16 protein-coding genes and 1 riboswitch are annotated in these 17,481 nt (G+C 43.2%); of the genes, 3 read left to right on the top strand and 13 right to left on the bottom strand.

Going from position 1 to position 17,481, the window contains the following annotated elements:
* The first annotated feature begins 138 nt into the window (after positions 1-138).
* Positions 139-690: a GNAT family N-acetyltransferase gene (locus tag L2D08_RS06010; protein WP_242232850.1), complete on the top strand. Its 552-nt coding sequence runs from the start codon at positions 139-141 to the stop codon at positions 688-690.
* Positions 691-819: 129 nt separating this feature from the next.
* Here L2D08_RS06010 and L2D08_RS06005 read toward each other — a convergent pair whose 3' ends face one another.
* Positions 820-2,520 (bottom strand): glycoside hydrolase family 13 protein, encoded by a 1,701-nt coding sequence (locus L2D08_RS06005; protein WP_242232849.1) that lies wholly within the window; start codon positions 2,518-2,520, stop codon positions 820-822.
* A gap of 18 nt (positions 2,521-2,538) precedes the next feature.
* Positions 2,539-2,802, bottom strand: a complete 264-nt coding sequence (locus tag L2D08_RS06000) for a hypothetical protein (RefSeq protein ID WP_242232848.1) — start codon at positions 2,800-2,802, stop codon at positions 2,539-2,541.
* Positions 2,803-3,139: 337 nt separating this feature from the next.
* Between L2D08_RS06000 and L2D08_RS05995 the strand changes: the two genes are divergently transcribed.
* Positions 3,140-3,940 carry an NAD kinase gene (locus tag L2D08_RS05995; protein WP_242232847.1) on the top strand — a complete coding sequence of 267 codons (801 nt, stop codon included), beginning with the start codon at positions 3,140-3,142 and terminating at the stop codon, positions 3,938-3,940.
* A gap of 49 nt (positions 3,941-3,989) precedes the next feature.
* Here the strand turns inward: L2D08_RS05995 and L2D08_RS05990 are convergent, their stop codons facing one another.
* The 9 genes from L2D08_RS05990 to L2D08_RS05950 all read right to left on the bottom strand — a co-directional run bounded on the left by L2D08_RS05990 (position 3,990) and on the right by L2D08_RS05950 (position 15,681).
* On the bottom strand, positions 3,990-4,229 hold the full coding sequence (locus tag L2D08_RS05990; protein ID WP_242232846.1) for a hypothetical protein: 240 nt from the start codon (positions 4,227-4,229) through the stop codon (positions 3,990-3,992).
* A 150-nt stretch (positions 4,230-4,379) separates the two neighbouring features.
* The gene (locus L2D08_RS05985) at positions 4,380-4,559 is read right to left on the bottom strand and encodes a YjzC family protein (RefSeq protein WP_242232845.1); all 180 of its coding nucleotides are present in this window, start codon (positions 4,557-4,559) and stop codon (positions 4,380-4,382) included.
* Between the two features lie 27 nt (positions 4,560-4,586).
* The gene (locus L2D08_RS05980) at positions 4,587-4,745 is read right to left on the bottom strand and encodes a hypothetical protein (protein ID WP_242233181.1); all 159 of its coding nucleotides are present in this window, start codon (positions 4,743-4,745) and stop codon (positions 4,587-4,589) included.
* A gap of 589 nt (positions 4,746-5,334) precedes the next feature.
* Positions 5,335-7,458 (bottom strand): EAL domain-containing protein, encoded by a 2,124-nt coding sequence (locus L2D08_RS05975; RefSeq protein WP_242232844.1) that lies wholly within the window; start codon positions 7,456-7,458, stop codon positions 5,335-5,337.
* A gap of 28 nt (positions 7,459-7,486) precedes the next feature.
* On the bottom strand, positions 7,487-8,311 hold the full coding sequence (locus L2D08_RS05970) for a CheR family methyltransferase (protein ID WP_242232843.1): 825 nt from the start codon (positions 8,309-8,311) through the stop codon (positions 7,487-7,489).
* Positions 8,301-11,516, bottom strand: a complete 3,216-nt coding sequence (locus L2D08_RS05965) for a response regulator (protein WP_242232842.1) — start codon at positions 11,514-11,516, stop codon at positions 8,301-8,303. The genes L2D08_RS05970 and L2D08_RS05965 overlap by 11 nt, the downstream gene beginning before the upstream one ends.
* A 174-nt stretch (positions 11,517-11,690) precedes the next feature.
* Positions 11,691-11,773: riboswitch (cyclic di-GMP riboswitch) on the bottom strand.
* 946 nt (positions 11,774-12,719) lie between these two features.
* A complete protein-coding gene (locus L2D08_RS05960; RefSeq protein ID WP_255821853.1) occupies positions 12,720-14,207 on the bottom strand; it encodes a sugar porter family MFS transporter in 1,488 nt (495 codons plus the stop codon).
* A 210-nt stretch (positions 14,208-14,417) separates the two neighbouring features.
* Positions 14,418-15,209 carry a spore germination lipoprotein GerD gene (gerD, locus tag L2D08_RS05955; protein WP_309241329.1) on the bottom strand — a complete coding sequence of 264 codons (792 nt, stop codon included), beginning with the start codon at positions 15,207-15,209 and terminating at the stop codon, positions 14,418-14,420.
* Positions 15,210-15,321: 112 nt separating this feature from the next.
* Positions 15,322-15,681 carry a nucleotidyl cyclase domain-containing protein gene (locus L2D08_RS05950; RefSeq protein ID WP_242232841.1) on the bottom strand — a complete coding sequence of 120 codons (360 nt, stop codon included), beginning with the start codon at positions 15,679-15,681 and terminating at the stop codon, positions 15,322-15,324.
* A 139-nt stretch (positions 15,682-15,820) separates the two neighbouring features.
* Here L2D08_RS05950 and L2D08_RS05945 point away from each other — a divergent pair, with 139 nt between their 5' ends.
* Positions 15,821-16,096 (top strand): hypothetical protein, encoded by a 276-nt coding sequence (locus L2D08_RS05945; protein WP_242232840.1) that lies wholly within the window; start codon positions 15,821-15,823, stop codon positions 16,094-16,096.
* A 167-nt stretch (positions 16,097-16,263) separates the two neighbouring features.
* On the opposite strand, the gene L2D08_RS05940 is transcribed toward L2D08_RS05945, so the two are convergent.
* Both L2D08_RS05940 and L2D08_RS05935 read right to left on the bottom strand, forming a co-directional pair.
* The gene (locus L2D08_RS05940; protein WP_242232839.1) at positions 16,264-16,476 is read right to left on the bottom strand and encodes a hypothetical protein; all 213 of its coding nucleotides are present in this window, start codon (positions 16,474-16,476) and stop codon (positions 16,264-16,266) included.
* 635 nt (positions 16,477-17,111) lie between these two features.
* Entirely contained in the window at positions 17,112-17,279 is a 168-nt protein-coding gene (locus tag L2D08_RS05935) for a hypothetical protein (RefSeq protein ID WP_242232838.1), read from the bottom strand.
* Between the last annotated feature and the right edge of the window lie 202 nt (positions 17,280-17,481).

The raw sequence follows: 17,481 nt of genomic DNA, 5'->3' as shown, positions 1-17,481 counted from the left end.
GATTCCCATCCCGGAATTTTTTTATGGACAGGCTGCAGTTGTGACGGTCTTGTTTGTTTTTTAAAAAATTTCGAGGGTGGATCGGGACACGTATGAACCGCTATGCCCTCGTTGTGTAAAACAGAGGAGGGAAAGAAAATGTTGAAGAAACGCGATGTTCATGAAAGTCATGTTTTATTTGATTTGATGACGCACCCGGATGTGTTCCCTTTTGTGCGCCAAAAAGTCCACTCATACGAGGAGTTTGTGTTTGCCACCAAGCAAACGATTGAAGCAGAAGAACGGGGTGAACTGATTTCGCGGACGATTCTTGACGAATGGGGCAGCCCAATCGGCACAATCAACTTGTATGATATTGAAAACGGCGCCGGCTTTCTCGGCACGTGGCTCGGCAAGCCTTATCACGGGAAAGGCTACAATGCACCGGCCAAAGAAGAGTTTTTCAGAGAGCTGTTTTATGAAATGGGCATTGAATCGGTTTATATGTCCATTCGCAAAGTCAATATCCGCTCGCGCAAAGCGGCAGAAAAACTGCCTTATGTTGTTTTGGCTAATGAAACACGGCCCGATGTGTATGCTAAATTAAATCAAAACGAAGCTGTATTCGATTTATATGAAGTACCGAAAGACCTCTTCACGCTTTATTTAATGCGTAACGATCAGGAAAACGAACAGGCAATGGAAGCGTAACAAACAATTCCAATTATCCTCGTCCACATACTCCTTCACTAGTAAAGCGTTGAGTTTTAACCGTGACGCTCATTCAACTGAGACAATTTAAAATCCCAAAAAAAGCCGGCTGCATCAGCAGCCGGCTTTTTATCGTTCTTTTTCCGTTTCTTTAAACAGATAAATCCTTGTTTCATACGGACGCAGCTCAAAAGGCTTCTCCAGGAATGATGCGTCGTCCTCCACCGTATAATTGGATAAAAGCAGGTGACCGGGCAGGCCGCTTATCTGCTCCCTGTCTACTGCAAAAGAAACCGGCTTTTTGCCAAAATGACTAATGACAAGCAGTACTTCGCCTCCTCCTGTCCGCGTATAAGCAAAAACAGACGGATGATCCGGCGCCATTAAATCAAAGGTTCCTTCGGTCACAACCGGTTCTGTTTTCCGAATGTGAATCAGTTTATGGTAAAACCAGAAAACCGATTCCGGGTCGTCCAAATTCTGCTGTACATTCACACTTAAATAGTTATCATTAACCTTAATCCACGGTTCTCCCTCCGTAAAGCCGGCATGTTTCCCGTCATTCCACTGCATGGGCGTTCTTGCCTGGTCACGGCTTCTTTTATTTAAGTCGGCCAGCACGCTTTCTTTGTCCTCGTCTTGTTCATAATGCCGCTGGTGAAATTCGGTAATGGACTTGCTGTCCCGAAACTCGTTTATTCCTTCAAAATCTGCATTTATCATGCCGATTTCTTCTCCCTGGTAAATATAAGGCGTTCCTTTCATCATATGTAGTGTCGCGGCCAGCATTTTAGCAGATGCTGCACGGTGCCCGCTGTCGTCCCCAAAACGCGTAACAATGCGCGGCTCATCGTGATTGCACCAAAACAGCGTATTCCAGCCCTTTTCCCCCAAGGTTTTCTGCCATTTTTCCATTACTTTTTTTAACTGGACCACATTTATTTTTACATCGGATTCCGGGCCTGCCTCTTCCACCTGCAGGTGGTCAAAGGAAAACACCATATTCACTTCGCGCCGGTCCGGGTCGGTATACAAGAGCGCTTCTTCCGGCGTAGCCGAGCCGCTTTCTCCAACCGTCATGATGCCGTATTTTGAAAAAACGGCTTCATTTAAGTGATGGATGTACGGATGCGCCCCTTCATCTTTAATGATTTCAAAATGAGGATTTGCTTCTTTGTCTACATATTGTTCGTATGACGGCAGCGATTTTTTTTTGTTAATGTGGCCAAGCTGGTCGATCCGAAATCCAGAGACGCCTTTTCGGATCCAGAAAATCATCATTTCTTTTACTTCATGGATGACATCCGGGTTTTCCCAGTTTAAATCCACCTGCCGCCGGCTGTTCATATGCAGATAATACTCACCCGTTTTTTCATCAAATTCCCATGCACTTGTATTGTAGGTAGACACCCAGTCGGACGGCGGGCCATCGGGGGTGCCGGGGCGCCAATGATAAAAATCCCGAAACCGGCTCGTTTTCGACTTTTTCGCATCTAAAAACCAGCGATGCTGATCTGATGTGTGATTGTAGACAATGTCTAAAATTACTTTCAGCCCGCGGCGATTTGCTTCAAAAATCAATGCCTCCATGTCTGTCATCGTGCCATAGTCTTCCGATATAGCCCGGTGATCTGATACATCATATCCATAGTCGACATTCGGCGACTGGTACACCGGTGAAAGCCAAATCGCATCCACCCCCAGCTTTTTCATATAATCCAGCCTCGAGATGATGCCCTGTAAATCACCAATCCCATCTCCGTTACTGTCTTGAAAACTCCGGGGGTATATGTGGTAAATGACTGCCCTTTTCCACCATTCGTTTGCCAAGCTGTTTCCCTCCTGCGCTTACTTGTTTAGTAGAAACGTTCCCTTTCCATTCTTTTCTAAACGCATATGCAGCGCATTGCCAGGCGGGATGACAAGTTCGGCAGGCAAAGTCATTTCTTCCTTTTCTTTTAAAAAGCTTTCATAAAGATAAGCGTCCCCTGCTGAAACCAGAGCGTGCATTTTATTGCCCGCCCCTTTACGCATATGGGTGAAAGCATTTTTAAGAAAGATAACAATCCTGTTCTTCGTTAATATATGAATGCCTATGTGTTCCAAATCCATCTTTCCGATTCTCAGTAATGGGTTTTGCAACATTTAATGAAAAGGCGCATTCAATCCGCTTAGCGTAACCACCCGGGCTTCCCCCGTCCGAATGGGTCGTGCCTCATGTATAGTAAATGAAAGCCTTTTACATCAACATTCATTATTTTGCCGCCTGCGTGCGGTTTTCGTCAAAAACCTTGTATGTATGCCTCTTGACTGTAATAGAACAGCGGTAGCCAGGCCCCCGATTCCAGCACCGATCACAATTGCTTTTTTTACCTGACGTCCTCCTTTACTATTGCCGCCCTTATACATTAGAATGGAAGTATCTTGTACGATAAAGGAGTTTTAGCCAATGGAATCAAGAAGAAACATGTTTTTTTCGTATAAAAAAGATCCTGAAAAACTGCCTGATATTGAAAAGCTGATTACACTTGCTGAAGAACAGGGATTTGTCGTAGTAGATGATTACAAAGAAGCCAATATTATTGTGGGGGTTGGCGGCGACGGAGCGTTTTTGCAGGCGGTCCGCAAATCCGGATTTCGTGATGACTGCTTATACGTCGGTGTAACAGACGAAGTGGAAGCAAGCTTGTATTGTGATTTTCACATTCACGATACGGAGAAAATGATCGAAGCAATTCAAACGGCTGGAGTAGAAGTGCGCCGCTATCCAGTGATAGATGTGCATATCGACGGTGAATCCCATTTTAAATGCTTGAACGAGCTGTCGGTTCGCTCTTCCATTATTAAAACATTAGTCATGGACGTACATATTGATGACCTTCACTTTGAAACGTTCCGCGGTGACGGCATTGTTGTTTCTACACCAACGGGAAGCACAGCTTACAACCGGTCCTTAAACGGAGCTGTTGTAGACCCTCGCATTCCATGTATGCAGGTGAATGAAATGGCATCTCTAAACAATAACCAATTCCGTACGCTCGGTTCATCATTTATCTTACACAGCGACCGCAAGCTGACGCTGAGCATCGTACAAGACGGCAATAACTACCCGGTTATTGGCCTAGACAATGAAGCGCTCAGCATCCAAAACATCCAAAACATAGAAGTAGAAATGACCGGCAGCATTATTAAAACGGTTAAATTAAAAAACAATTCATTCTGGCATAAAGTACAGCGCACATTCCTTTAATCAAAAACGGATCCCATAAAGGATCCGTTTTTAATGGCTTGTCCATCCGCTACTTGTTCGCAATGGAAGAAAGGGTCTCATACTCTGACTTCTTGGCGGGAGGCGGATTGTTTCTGCCCGCTTTATCTCCTTTTTGAATCGACTGGCTGAGCAGGCTTTGAAGGCCGATGGCAAAGGTTAATTCCACTTTAGGGCTGAGCGTCCCGCCCATTTCAATCACATCATTTAATTCTTCAATCTTATCTACCATAATATCCCTTATGAATTGAATGTCTTCTTTCATCTCCATTCCCGTCCCCTCTCCTCTTAAAAAACATTTGCTTCTCATGATCAAATGTATGCGGCTTGTCCCTTTTATATGCAAACAAAGTAAAAAGGCTTCTTTTTTCACGCGCCAAAAAGCCCTCTTAGAAAAGAAATCTAAGAAGGGCTGCTGGCTTTATGATTTTGTATGCCTTGTCCAAATTCGGTCTTTATTGGTTGTGTCCGGAAAATCATCGCCTGCTTTCAGCTCGATTTTTTGAGGATTGGTGACCGACGAACCTGTTTCACCGATTTCAATGTAAACACCATTGTTCGGCGCTTTTTGTCCCGGCTTAAATTGGTTGTTTTGTGACAATGCCCTTTTCCTCCTCTTTTCTTATGGTTAGCTTCTGCCTTTTCGCCCCAATTTTGAATTGCGGTTTGCCCCTTTCATCGGGTCCTCCCCGCGGGCAAATTCAACGGAATAATCGGTTTCTTCAACGTTTTTCTTTGGTGTTTTCGCATATTTTTCCACCGCGTCTTTTGTGGCTTTCCGCTTCATAATCTCTCTCCTTTCGCCTTGCCAGCAATCATCGACAGTTTCCCCGGATTTGTGCTTTGTATACACGTTCGGCCGATTCCAGCGTTTTAAAAAGCGCTTTTAGCGTACACGATCCATACAAAAGTGAAGTACAGGCAAATGTAAAAAACACAAATCAAAAACGTGCTGGATTAATGGCTAATGAATAAATGAAAGCGAAGAATAACTAAAAAAAGAACGCCTATTTAGGCGTTCTCAGTGTGCAGCAAAAGTCTTTCGCTTTAAAAAAGAGCCAATAAGCCGAGCCTGCCGGACTTCGCACCCCTTAGGGCAGCGTGGAAGATCCACAGGCAAAAATGAATAGACATTTTCTCTTTTTTAAACAGAAAGATTGCGACCTTATTCGCTCTTATATCATCTTGCCGCAAGCCACCTGGCGGCGGGAGAGGCGCGCAGACTCCTATGGGCTCAGCACCTGCCCCGTGGAAAGCAGAGCTGCCTGGACGCCGCCGATCCTATTCATGTGCACGGTCATCCATATCATTTGTCTACAGTCTGAAAAAATGCTTATTCAGGCTTTCTTTTTTTCCCTGTTTGTATACAGTGTCTATTATATTAAATTCACTTTTCTCACTTTCCAGTCGGATTTTTCCAGTGATTGAAAAATCTGATCGGCAGGCAAAGGCTTGGTGATGAAATACCCCTGGGCTGTATCGCATTCAAACTCCCGAAGCTTTTCTAGTATTTCCTCGTTTTCTACTCCTTCTGCGGTTACCCTTAACGAGAGGTTATGCGCTAGATGGATAATGGATTTAACAATAATCATATCGTTCCCATCATGCATCATATCCATTACAAATGATTTATCGACTTTAATTTCATTAACAGGCAAATGCTTTAGGTAAGCTAAAGAAGAATAGCCGGTGCCAAAATCATCGATAGACAGCACTACCCCCATATGATGTAATTGTGTCAGTACCTGCATCGCTCTCTCAGGGTTCGTCATAATAATGCTTTCTGTAATTTCAAGAGTAAAACATTGAGGAGGCACTTGATAGTTATCTAAAACTGCTTTGAGCTTTTCCGGAAGCCCTTCATCCTGCAGATTGCGGGCAGAGAGGTTGACGGAAACAGTGATATTTAATCCATTATCCAGCCATTGTCGAATTTGGCAAGCAGCCTGGTCAAACACATCAAGGGTCAGCGAATGAATTAATCCCGTTTGCTCTGCCAGCGGAATAAATTCGTCAGGAAAAATCAATCCTAATTTCGGGTGCTTCCATCGAACAAGCGCCTCCACCCCCACTACCATATTCAATTTAATATCCACTTTAGCTTGATAGTGCAGCTGCAGCTCTTTATTTTGAATAGCAGAGCCCAATTCCCCCATCAGCATCACTTGATTCAAATTCGATTGCTGCTGTTGATCGTCCGTATAAAAAGAATAGCCGCTGCCGCTTGTTTTAGCTGTATACATAGCGATGTCTGCTTTACGGAACAAGGTTTCTTCATCAATCCCATGTTCAGGAAACAGGGCAATCCCTGCACTGTAATGAACGGTAAGAGGTTTTCCTCCAATCATAAATGGCTGAGATAAAACGCGCTGGATACGCTGAATAACTGCCATTACGTTTTCCTTTGCCGCATCCTTCACCAGCAGGGCAAACTCATCACCGCCAAGCCGGGCCACAATGCCCCCGGTGCTGCTTACATGCCGGAGGCAGTATCCTACTTCTTTTAAAAGCTGGTCGCCCATATGGTGGCCAAGCGTATCATTAATCGTTTTAAACTGGTCCAAGTCCAATAAGATGAGGGCGAACGATGGTTCTTCCGCACAATGCCCCTCAACCATTTCTTTTAAACATTTGTATAAAAAATACCGATTGGGCAAGTTTGTTAAAGAATCGTGTGTAGCCTGGTATTCTAATTTTGCCACTTGCTCTTTTCTTTCCGTAATGTCACGCAGGGCACAAACAAAAATTCGCTCTTTTCCCTGCTCCACATATGCCTGCGCCACTTGCAATTCAGTTGAAAAAGTGCTGCTGTCGCGTTTCTTCCCCTTTTTTTCAACTAATTTTTCTGTTTGTCTGTATCCCTCCGCTTGAAAAAACGGCAGGAGCATCTCAATCGGCTGACCTGCCAGTTTCATCCCTTCATACTGAAAAATCTGGTGGGCGGCAGGATTTGCCATAATAATTTTTCCTTTTTCATTAAAAACAATAATGGCATCTAAATGGGTTTCGCTGATTACTTCATACAGGGACTTTGTTTTTTCCAATTCTTTAGCCAGAGACGAAAGCTCCATATGGGCTTGCTGCAATTCCTCATTTTTCTTTTTCAGCAATTTCTGGCTTTGATAAATATCCACAAACCGGCTGACTTTAGCCCGGAGTGTTTCCGGTTCAAACGGTTTAAACATATAATCAATGGCACCCACAGAGTAGCCCGTATAAACATGTTCGACCTCTTTGTTAATAGCCGTCACAAAAATAATGGGAATATGCTTCGTTTTCTCCCGCATTTTAATAATTTTGGCTGTTTCAAAGCCATTTATCCCGGGCATTTGCACATCCAGCAAAATAGCGGCGTATTCTTCCTTTAATAACAGCTTTAAGGCTTCTTCTCCTGAATACGCACTCACAAGCTCATAAGAATCATTTTCTAAAACAGATTCCAAGGCAAATAAATTTTCTGGACGATCATCAACTAATAAAATTTTGCTTTTCTTATCCATGTTAAATTCCCTACCTTCTTGTCTGCATTCACCTTATTTTTCGATAGATCTTTTCTTGAACATCCACGTCCTCATACTGCTTTGCATGTTTTGTAAAGCGGATGCTTTCTTTGTTTCCCAGGCCTAAAAATCCGAAAGGGCTTAAGCTGTTGTAAAACAAATCGTGAACCTCCTCCTGGAGCGTCCGGTTAAAATAAATTAAAACATTCCGGCACAAAATAAGGTGAAATTCATTAAAAGACTTGTCTGTTACCAAATTGTGCTGGGCAAACACAAGGCATTCTCTAATCCGCGGATGAAACACTGCTTCGTTGGATTTCACCGTATAGTACTCAGAAAATGCCCGTTTGCCGCCTGCTTTAATATAGTTATCTGTGTTATCTTTCATTGTTTTCAGTGAAAACAGCCCTTCTGCAGCTTGCTTTAAGACGCGGGCATTCATATCTGTGGCATAGATTCTAGACTTTTCCAGCAAACCCTCTTCCTCTAACAAAATAGCCAGCGAATAAACTTCCTCGCCGGTCGAGCATCCCGCCACCCAAATGCGGATAAAAGGATAGGTCCGAAGCAGCGGCATCACGTTTTCACGCATAGAAAGAAAAAATAATGGATCGCGGAACATCTCTGTCACATTGATGGAAAAATCATAAAACAGCCGGTTCATACAGGACGGATCATGAATCACTTTTTCTTGAAGCGCCGCGATACCCGCCAGTTTTTCTGCGGCAATTCGATGCCAGGTACGCCGTTTGATCGATGGATAAGAATAATTCCGGAAATCATATCCGTATCTTCGAAAAATCGCTTCTAACAAAAGCTCTATTTCAAGCTTTTCTATTTCTTCATGCCTCATGCTGCTTTTCACCCTGTCCGTACAGCCAAACTTTTAACAGCGAAATGAGCTGTTCCGGGTTGATCGGCTTCGCTATATAATCCGATGCTCCGGCTTCTATGCATTTTTCCCGGTCATCCTTCATCGCTTTGGCCGTTAAAGCGATCATTGGCAGTGACCGCCAGTTTATTTTTCGGCGGATATGCTGCATCGTTTCATATCCGTCCATTTCCGGCATCATAATATCTATTAAAATCAAGTCAAATGACATGCCTTCTTCCAGCAGCCGGAGAGCTTCCTTCCCGTTTTCTGCAAAAGTCACATTCATATCGTGATCTTCTAAAATGCTCGATACAGCAAACAAATTGCGAACGTCATCATCTACTAGTAAAACCTTTTTCTTCTTTAACACATTGTCTGTTATGGAAGCTGCGGCAGATGCTGCTTTCTGCGGCAGGGAATCCGCCGGCAGCTGAAAGATAGCTGCCGTTTCTTGAAGAAGTCTTTCAGGCGACATTGTGTCTTTGATAATAATCGTGTTTGTATACTTGTTTAAATGTATTTCTTCTTTTATCGTGACCTCCCTGCCTGTATGAATGATCATATGGGCAGGCTTGAAGGCCGGCTGTTTTTCCAGTTGCTGAAGAAGGTCAAGCCCTGAGACATCGGCAAGCTGCAAATCTAAAATCATGCAGTCAAAACGATGCGCTGCTAAGGACTGCATCGCGTCTGCTCCCGTTCCCGCTGTATAAATATCAATTGGATAAACGCTCATCAGCTCTTTTATGCTCATCCTCTGCCCCTCTTCATCCTCTACAATGAGAAGCTTTTTTCTTAACGGGTCGTCCTGTTCCTTTTCCGGGGTCCCAGCCGGTTTTTCCCTTACCGGCGCAGCCGCTTCAGCTGCGGATGCCAGCTGTCCCTCGGCCATTAACCATGATGCAGGTGCTTGAACGGTTTGGACCTGATTTGCTTCTTCATACGGCAAAGACAAACGGAATGTGCTTCCTTTTCCTTCTTCGCTTTCTACATGAATTTCTCCAGAAAGAAGGCGGGCCAGCTCAAGGCTGATGGATAATCCAAGGCCTGTGCCTCCATATTTGCGGCTTGTCGTGCCGTCTACCTGCTGAAAAGCCTCGAAAATTAACGATAGCTTGTCTTTAGGGATCCCGATTCCTGAATCACTGACGATAAACGAGATATGGCCATCCTCCCGTTTGATGTTTACTGTTACATGTCCCTTCCCGGTAAACTTCAAGGCGTTGCTGATCAAATTGTTTAATACTTGATGCAGACGCATAGAATCTGTGAATATGTGGGCAGGAACGTTTTCTTCTACTACTACTTTAAAATCAATTTCTTTCTGTTCAGCCATAAAAGAAAACTTGGCATGAAGCGCTTCAGCCACTTGGACGAGGGAAACTGGTTGCGCATCTGTTTCAATTTTCCCTGATTCAATCTTGGCTAAATCCAGAATTTCATTGATTAAATGCAGGAGATCCTTGCCCGAAGAGTGGATCGTACGGGCAAATTCCAGCTGCTTTTCTGTCAGGTTGCGCTGTGGATTATCAAGCAGCAGCTGGGATAAAATAAGCAAACTGTTTAACGGCGTCCGCAATTCATGAGACATGTTGGCTAAAAATTCTGACTTGTATTTTGAGCTCAGGGCAAGCTGCTCTGCTTTTTGCTCCAAATCCGCCTTCGCCATTTCCACTTCTCTGTTTTTCTGTTCATATTTGCTGTTTTGTTCTTCCAGGTCTGTATTCATATACTCGAGTTCCTGCTGCTGTTGCTGAAGAGATTCTTCCGACGCTTTTAATTCCATTGCCTGCGCTTCTAGTTCTTCATTTAGCTTCCGCAGTTCTTCCTGCTGCACTTGCAGCTCTTCCGTTTGAACCTGCAGTTCTTCTGTCATTACTTGGGATTCTTCAAGAAGTTTGGCTAATTGCGTTCTGCTGTAAATGCTGTCCAGAATGATTCCAAGCGCCTGCGCGGTTTCCGTCAGCAAGGCCTGCTGAATGGCGGTAAAACCATCGAAAGAAGCAATCTCTGCCACCCCCCACAGTTTTCCTTCAAACGTGACGGGAAGAGCCATAATGGAAAGAGGAGCCGACTCCCCAAGCCCTGACCGGATTGTAATATAGTCAGATGGCACTTTTTTCAGCAGAATGGGCTGCTGTTCAAGAGCGCATTGACCGATTATGCCTTCGCCAACTGAAAACCGATTCTCCATATGCTTTCTTTCATTAAAAGCATAAGAGCCGGCCAGCTGCAGATCCTCCTGCCCCTCCTCTTTTAAATAAAATACTCCTTGAACTCCCCCAACAAGCGGCGTAATGGTTTGGATATAGGTATTGGCTACAGGGAAAACAGACTCCATCCCCTGCAGTTTCGTCGCGATTTCAGCCAGGTTGGCTTTTAACCATCCTTGCTTTTCAATTTCCTGTACATGTTCCTCCAGTGATTGAGCCATTGTATTAAACGCTTTGGCTGCATCGCCAATTTCATCTTTGCGTTTCAGGTGAATTCTCGTTGAGAGACCGGCTTTTCCATCCACAAAGCTCAACATGACATTTGAGACATGTTTTAATCCGCCTGTAAGCGTACGCTGCATCCAGATCAGAAATCCAAGCACGACGATGAAAGCGGACAGGCTAAGATAGCCTATGTAACGTAAAGCCTTGTTGTATTCATTTAAAGACGCATTCAATTTTTCTTCCATTCCTGCTTCGTATAAATCATTCAACTCGTTAATATTTTCAAAAAAGCTTTTTTCGATCTGCGCTCCTGTTCCTGCTAGATAACCCGAAGCCTCCGCCATTCTGCCAGCTTTAACATCCAATATGATTTGGTCGCTCAGGCCAATAAAAGATACATAGTTCTTTTCAAGGTTTTCAGCGGCAGCTTTTGTATCATTCTTTGTCGTAATAGCAGCCAATTCGGATAGGTTTGTATCCATTTTTCTTTGCGTGTCCTCGATTTCATTTATGAGCTGCTCTTTTGCGGCAGAAGAATCAACGAGAAGCAGATCACGCATAGATTTTGCAATGGTGTTGCCTTCACTTCGAATCGTGGTCGTTAAATCGAGTTTCCTGTACTGGCTGCCGGATAAATCGTGCAGTGTATCCTTAAACTGAAAAAACTGCCCAAAGCCTAATAAAACAATGATACTGACAAAAACAAGCCCTATACTAAACCCTGTCCATAGTTTCGTCCCAATTTTCAACGATTCTCTACTCCTTGCTGGTATGAATTTAAACGAAGCCGGCTTTGTAAAGATTCATAAAAGTCAGAATGCAAAAAAAGCTTCCTAAAAAGATTAGGAAGCGTCAATAAATAAAGAGTTTTATCTGCTATAAGCATGATACGATACCCTGTTGACTTCAATAATCCAATCCTTTTCGGTAACCGGCTGTCATAGTTTAAAACGTTAGACCCTTGGCTTTGCGTCCTTGCCTTTCGGAAAGTTTGCCTTTATCGGAGATTTCTGTTCTATTGCTCATTTACAGCAAATCGCACACACACGATACAATTGTATTGTGAGCATTATATCATATTTTCCTGAAACCTTCCCATTAAATAGGAATATTTATTTATTCTCCAACTGCATGTGAAAATAAAAAGAAAATGTCCGGGTGAAAAACATAGAGGAATCCATTGGGTAATCCATAACAAAAAGCAGACAAAACCGAAAGAAGGCCGCCGGCGCATAAACACCAACGGCCTTCCGATAGAATTTTGTTCAAGAGGATCTGATGATGAGCCGTTTAAAAAGTAAACGGAAGAATCTTCATCCCTGATAATGATTCTTTGAAGAAAACGAGGATGTTTTACCCAGCAGTGATAAAAAGCAGGAAGCTGCTAATCAAGATTTTTCTTTCATAGCAATCTTTGTGTTTATAAAACCTTTTCATCCACACATCATTTTAGTCTGCGGCCATTCTCATTCATATTTCAGATAAAAAGCGCTTAAAAGCACCATCATCTTTTCTCTCACTAAAGCATGTGTTTCTTTATCTCTTTTGCTTCGGCCTTCGGCTGTCTTGTTCAAAATATTTTAAAAGTCTCTCTTTCTTTTTCATCCGCCTTTCTGTATATTTTCATTTTTAAAAACGTTTTCTGATGCATCCTGCACATATTGCTTCCTTTAGTATCGGCCCCGCCTACGCCAAATACCGTGATGGCCACGCGTGCCATCCAACCCAAGTTCTACTATAAAAGAAAGCGTTTACATAATCAATCTTTTTCGGTCGTCAAATAACGACAACCATATGATTCTATTTCTTTTTGCCCGAAATAGCACAAAGCGCCTGCTTGTCTACCATTCCGTTTTATGGCCCCACCTGCATATGTACACAACTACAAGTAAGAGAGAAATGAAAAAACCCCTCCTACCTTTTGAAAAGGCATGAAGGGGAAAACAATGCGTTTATTTTCTTTTTGCCCTGGCCAGATAACGTTCTTCCGATGCCTGGAAAGAATGCTCAATTTCCTCAAGTGTACGCCCTTTTGTTTCCGGTACAAACCGCTTAATAAATAAAAGTGATAAAACACCGAGTCCAACAAAAACGAAGAACGTATTCGATAAACCAAATGCATCAAACAAAACTGGAAACAGCAGTCCCACAAGGAAATTCATCATGAAAAGACAAAAAACAGTAATCCCCATTGCCAGCCCTCTCAGATGAAGCGGGAAGATTTCCGACTGCATCAGCCAGGTTACCGGAGAAACAGCTGCCTGTTGGAAAGCAAGGAAAACAACGGTGAGACCAAGGATGATGTACGGCAGCATGCTGCTGTCTTTCAGCACAATAGACAAGATCCCGATTAACAGCAGGGATGTACTCGTGCCCGCCATGCCGGTAAACAGCATTGGGCGCCTTCCTACTTTATCAAGCAGCGCAATACCCACAAAGGTCGCCAATACAGAAATCACACCGTTGGCGATATTGCCGACCAAAGCCGCTTCTGTTGAAAATCCTGCGTCTTTTAAAATTTCGGTTCCGTAATACATAATCGAATTGACGCCCGTTAACTGCTGAATCATTGCAATCCCGATTCCAATCAAAACGAGTCTGCGGACGTAAGGCAGCTTCAAATCTTTAAAAGTCGCTTTTTTGATTTTGCCCTCTTCCTGAATCGTATGTTCAATGTCATTAAATTCCGTTTTCGCCCGCTGCGCTTCCCGAATTTTTTTTAGTACATTCAATGCCTCAACTGATCTTCCTTTTGAAGCGAGCCAGCGCGGGCTCTCCGGAACCATCAGCATCCCGATCCACAGCACCACCGCCGGTAAGGTCGCAATAACAAGCATATATCTCCAGACATGAGCAAGTTCACCGAAAGAATTGGCTAAAACGGCATTAAATATGTATGCAAGCAATTGGCCTGTAACAATCATCAACTCGTTCTGGGTGACGACTCTCCCCCTGCGTTCAGCAGGTGCCATTTCCGCTAAAAAAGCGGGGACGGTAACCGAAGTGGCTCCAACAGCGAGACCCAATACGATCCGGCAAAAAACCATTATTTCCACGTTTGGTGCAACGGCGCAGCCGATTGTAGCAAGTAAAAAAACAAACGCAACACTTAAAATGGTTTTCCGTCTTCCTTTTTTATCAGACATCCTTCCGCCAAATATGGCTCCAAACGCGGCTCCAAGAAGCAGTGAGCTGGTCACAAGTCCTTGTGTAAACGGCGTTAAATTCAACTGGTCTTCCCTGGACATAAAAGGAAGTGCTCCATTCACCACGCCTGTATCGTATCCGTACAAAAGACCGCCGAATGTTGAAATGAGCGTAATGAGCTTTAAGTAAGCTTTTTGAGATAAAGACTGTTTTTTCTGCGGCACTTCCGTTTCGACAGGAGCTCCATCCGCAGACATAAGCCTTCCTGTACCATTTTCTTTCGTTGTTTTCATTTTATCCCCTCTCCCTTTCATGATCGTTATGGTTTATATGTACCTAGTTGCAAAGAAGTGCAGGAGGTAAAACTACATCTACCTCCCTTTTTACTTGTATAAACATGTCCAAAATGAAAAAGAATCAATTAAATCGCTTACATTTATAAATAAGAAAAAAGGCCCTTTAAAAAGGGACTTTACGGCAAAAAAACAGGAAGCTAACACTTCTTAGCTTCCGCCCTGCTCTTTTTTCTGCGCTTCTTCCGCCGCTTTCTTAATGGCTTCCTCCATTTTTGCTTTATACAAAGGACTAGCCAGCGTTTCCTCTATGACGCCTTGAAGATATTTTCTGAATTCCTGGCTTTTCATCGCTGTCTGCATCGTTTTCTGCATTTCAGGGTCTTTCATAACATCGATCAGCATTTTTTGATAATCAGGGTCCTTCATCAGCTCTTTGAGGAGTGCTTCATGTTCCTTTTTCATGCTTTTGGCAAACGTTTCGGCAAATTTGGGATCTTCAAAGGCTTTTTGCCAGAACTCCTTGCCTTTATCAGATGTTAACGTCGTTTGAACCGTTTCCTTGATCACTTTTTCATCCATGATCACTTCCCGCCGGACTTCTTTGTCTTTTATCGCTTCCTGCAGTGCTTTTTTTCCTTCGTCTGTTTTTAATATATCCACAACCATTTTTTTCGTTTCTTCATAGTCGAGTTGATGGGCCTCTTCATTTTGATTGGCACAGCCGGCAGCCAGTATGACCACAACCGATAATAACGTCATCCTAAGAAGTACATATTTCTTCATCTTGCCCAGCTCCTTTCGCTTTACAGTCCGCTCTTTATATTTTGAATGAGCCGGGCGAATGTATACGCGGAAAATGCTGGCGCCGCAAAAAGCCCCTTCCTTTTGTGTGGCGATTTGCTTTACAAATAAAAGGGGCTGAATGAGTATGTTCAAAAAGGCGGACGGAATACCAGCTAACTGAAGCACGCCGCGAGTGGCCGCGACCTTCGCGTTCATCAGAATAGCTTTTTTAAAATGATTTTACCTTTTGATTTTCTTTTGGCTTCTCGGCTTTATGGTGCATAATTTCGATCAAATTATCCCTATAATATTTATGCAGTCTCAATCATCACCGGTCCAATTTAATTTGATGCTGTTCCTTTTTCGCTTTCTTATCTTCATAGGTATTTTTATCAGCTTCCGCAAATAACATGTCCATTTGTCCTATAGAATGGCCGCTAACTGCATACCCAATCGACATGTTGAGTTTTACGTCTTTTTTATTTATATTATATTCTTTTATTTTTTCAGGAAGCTTTTTACAAAGGCTCCACCCTGTGCTTGATCTGTATTTACTAAAATGACAGCGAACTCGTCCCCGCCAGCCAACCCCTGAAATAACAGCACTCTCCACGAAATATGACTTTAGTAATTTAGCGGTTTCTTTTATTAAAACCCCGCCTTTTTTATGGCTATCGTTATCATTCAAATATTGTAATTCATCCAAGGCACGTCAAATAATGCCTGCGGATATATCTATATCTTCAAAAACAGTTTAAACCTAGGTAATTATCGTTACAAACTTAAACACTTCTTCATAAGTTATTAAAGAAAGGAGTGATTAAAGAATGTCTTCCTCTTCACAAGAAGATCAAAATATTGAGCAACAAGAGAAAGGGTGTGACTGCTGCTGCATCCCCGGACTCGAGAGTGAATTAAGAAAATTAGAAAGTCAGGTTATTTCTGTCATAACGAAAAGTGATATTGAATTTACCGGCAGATTAATAAGAGTGGATTCCTATATCCTTGTACTCAAAGATATAGATGAACCTACTCCTACATTCATTTATATTTCGTTGTGTGAAATTAGTGCCTTTATCTTTATAACACCGCTTAATTCTTAATTTAGCAGGTTGAGGTCGGGTTAATATTTTCCGGCTTCTTTACATTTATCCGGGCTTTAACCCTAAAGTTAGCCGGTTCTTCCTCCCCCGCAAGCACTGGATTTTATTCGCCGAGTACATAATGTTCCATCGCCTTATTCAGCAAGCTGTTGAAAAAGCCTGGCAGCTTACGGTACGCTTCTTTTTTTGGGCATCACAGACATATATAAAGCGGACCAGGTGATGTTTTCAACGTCAGTCTTTTCGATTGTCAACAGTGCAGAATATGCCTTATACACGCTAAACAAATGACTGACGAGCGCCTGGCCGCCCTTCGATTGCAGGCGCGGCGAAGCACCGTCTACTCCGGGCTCCTCTCCGGCGGCTTTATCCATGTTCATACTATGGCCTGTAAATGTCATTTATTGTTTATTTTCTCATCACAGCGGGTAAAAATAACATGCAGCGATATGTTAACATCTTGGATACCTCATTAATCGTTGCCCCATATCTAGCTGGGTTTTGCTGCGGAGCTTCCGTAGCTTTTTTTATGTATTTGGTTTAACTTCTCGTCGCAGCGGGTAAAGGATTAAACATGGCAACCCTGCCACCTCCTAGTTTCTCTACATATGTGTTACGATTTGCTGCGGATTTTCCGTGGCCTTTTTTTGTATAGCGTCCGCTGAGCTTTATTTCACAAATTTCACATTTGCTGTTTATCGTTCTGGAGATCGGGTAACAATAAGCAAGGTTCTTACCACCTATCCTTCATCACTCATCTGACTTTTGCTGCGGAGTCGCGTCCGCAGCTTTTTTTGTATGCGGTTTATTTTATTGCCAAAACGGGTAACGATACACATCGTTTTCGCACCAACTAATGACCCCCCTATTTCTTACTGCTGTGGATTTATCCCCGCGGCTTTTTTTGCGCGATTAACGACGCTGCTTCTGTAAACAAACGCTGACTATCTTTGTACATAAAATGGTCCAGCATCCGATCAAGCGTACTGTTATAATATCCAGCTACATTCCGGATCTACCTCATCTTCATCATCCTTACAGCTGCCCATAACGCTTCCCACCCTGCATGTTCAACGGCTGCCTGCTCGAATACTCCGTACTTAGCCAGCAGCCTAGAATATGTTTTATACACACCATATAGCCGCCTGGCAAGTGCCGCCTGGTTATCTCCGATTGCTGTCATAGCTCTTTACATTTACAGTAATTTGGACGCCACATTGAACACATATATTCCGGTCTCGTTTCCGCTGGGTTTACCACGTAAACACTATAGCCTGTAAACGTCAGCTGGCTCGTGCAGTTCTTTTTCGTAGGATCGATTCACTTGTCCATGAAAGGCTGTCTAGTCTCTGGCAAAATGTTTTAAAGGTGTATCCATTTCCATT

The organism is Domibacillus sp. PGB-M46, from assembly GCF_022668875.1.
Taxonomy (GTDB): domain Bacteria; phylum Bacillota; class Bacilli; order Bacillales; family Domibacillaceae; genus Domibacillus.
Note: the sequence above shows the minus strand (reverse complement) of the source record. Positions and strands in the feature narration are given on the sequence as shown.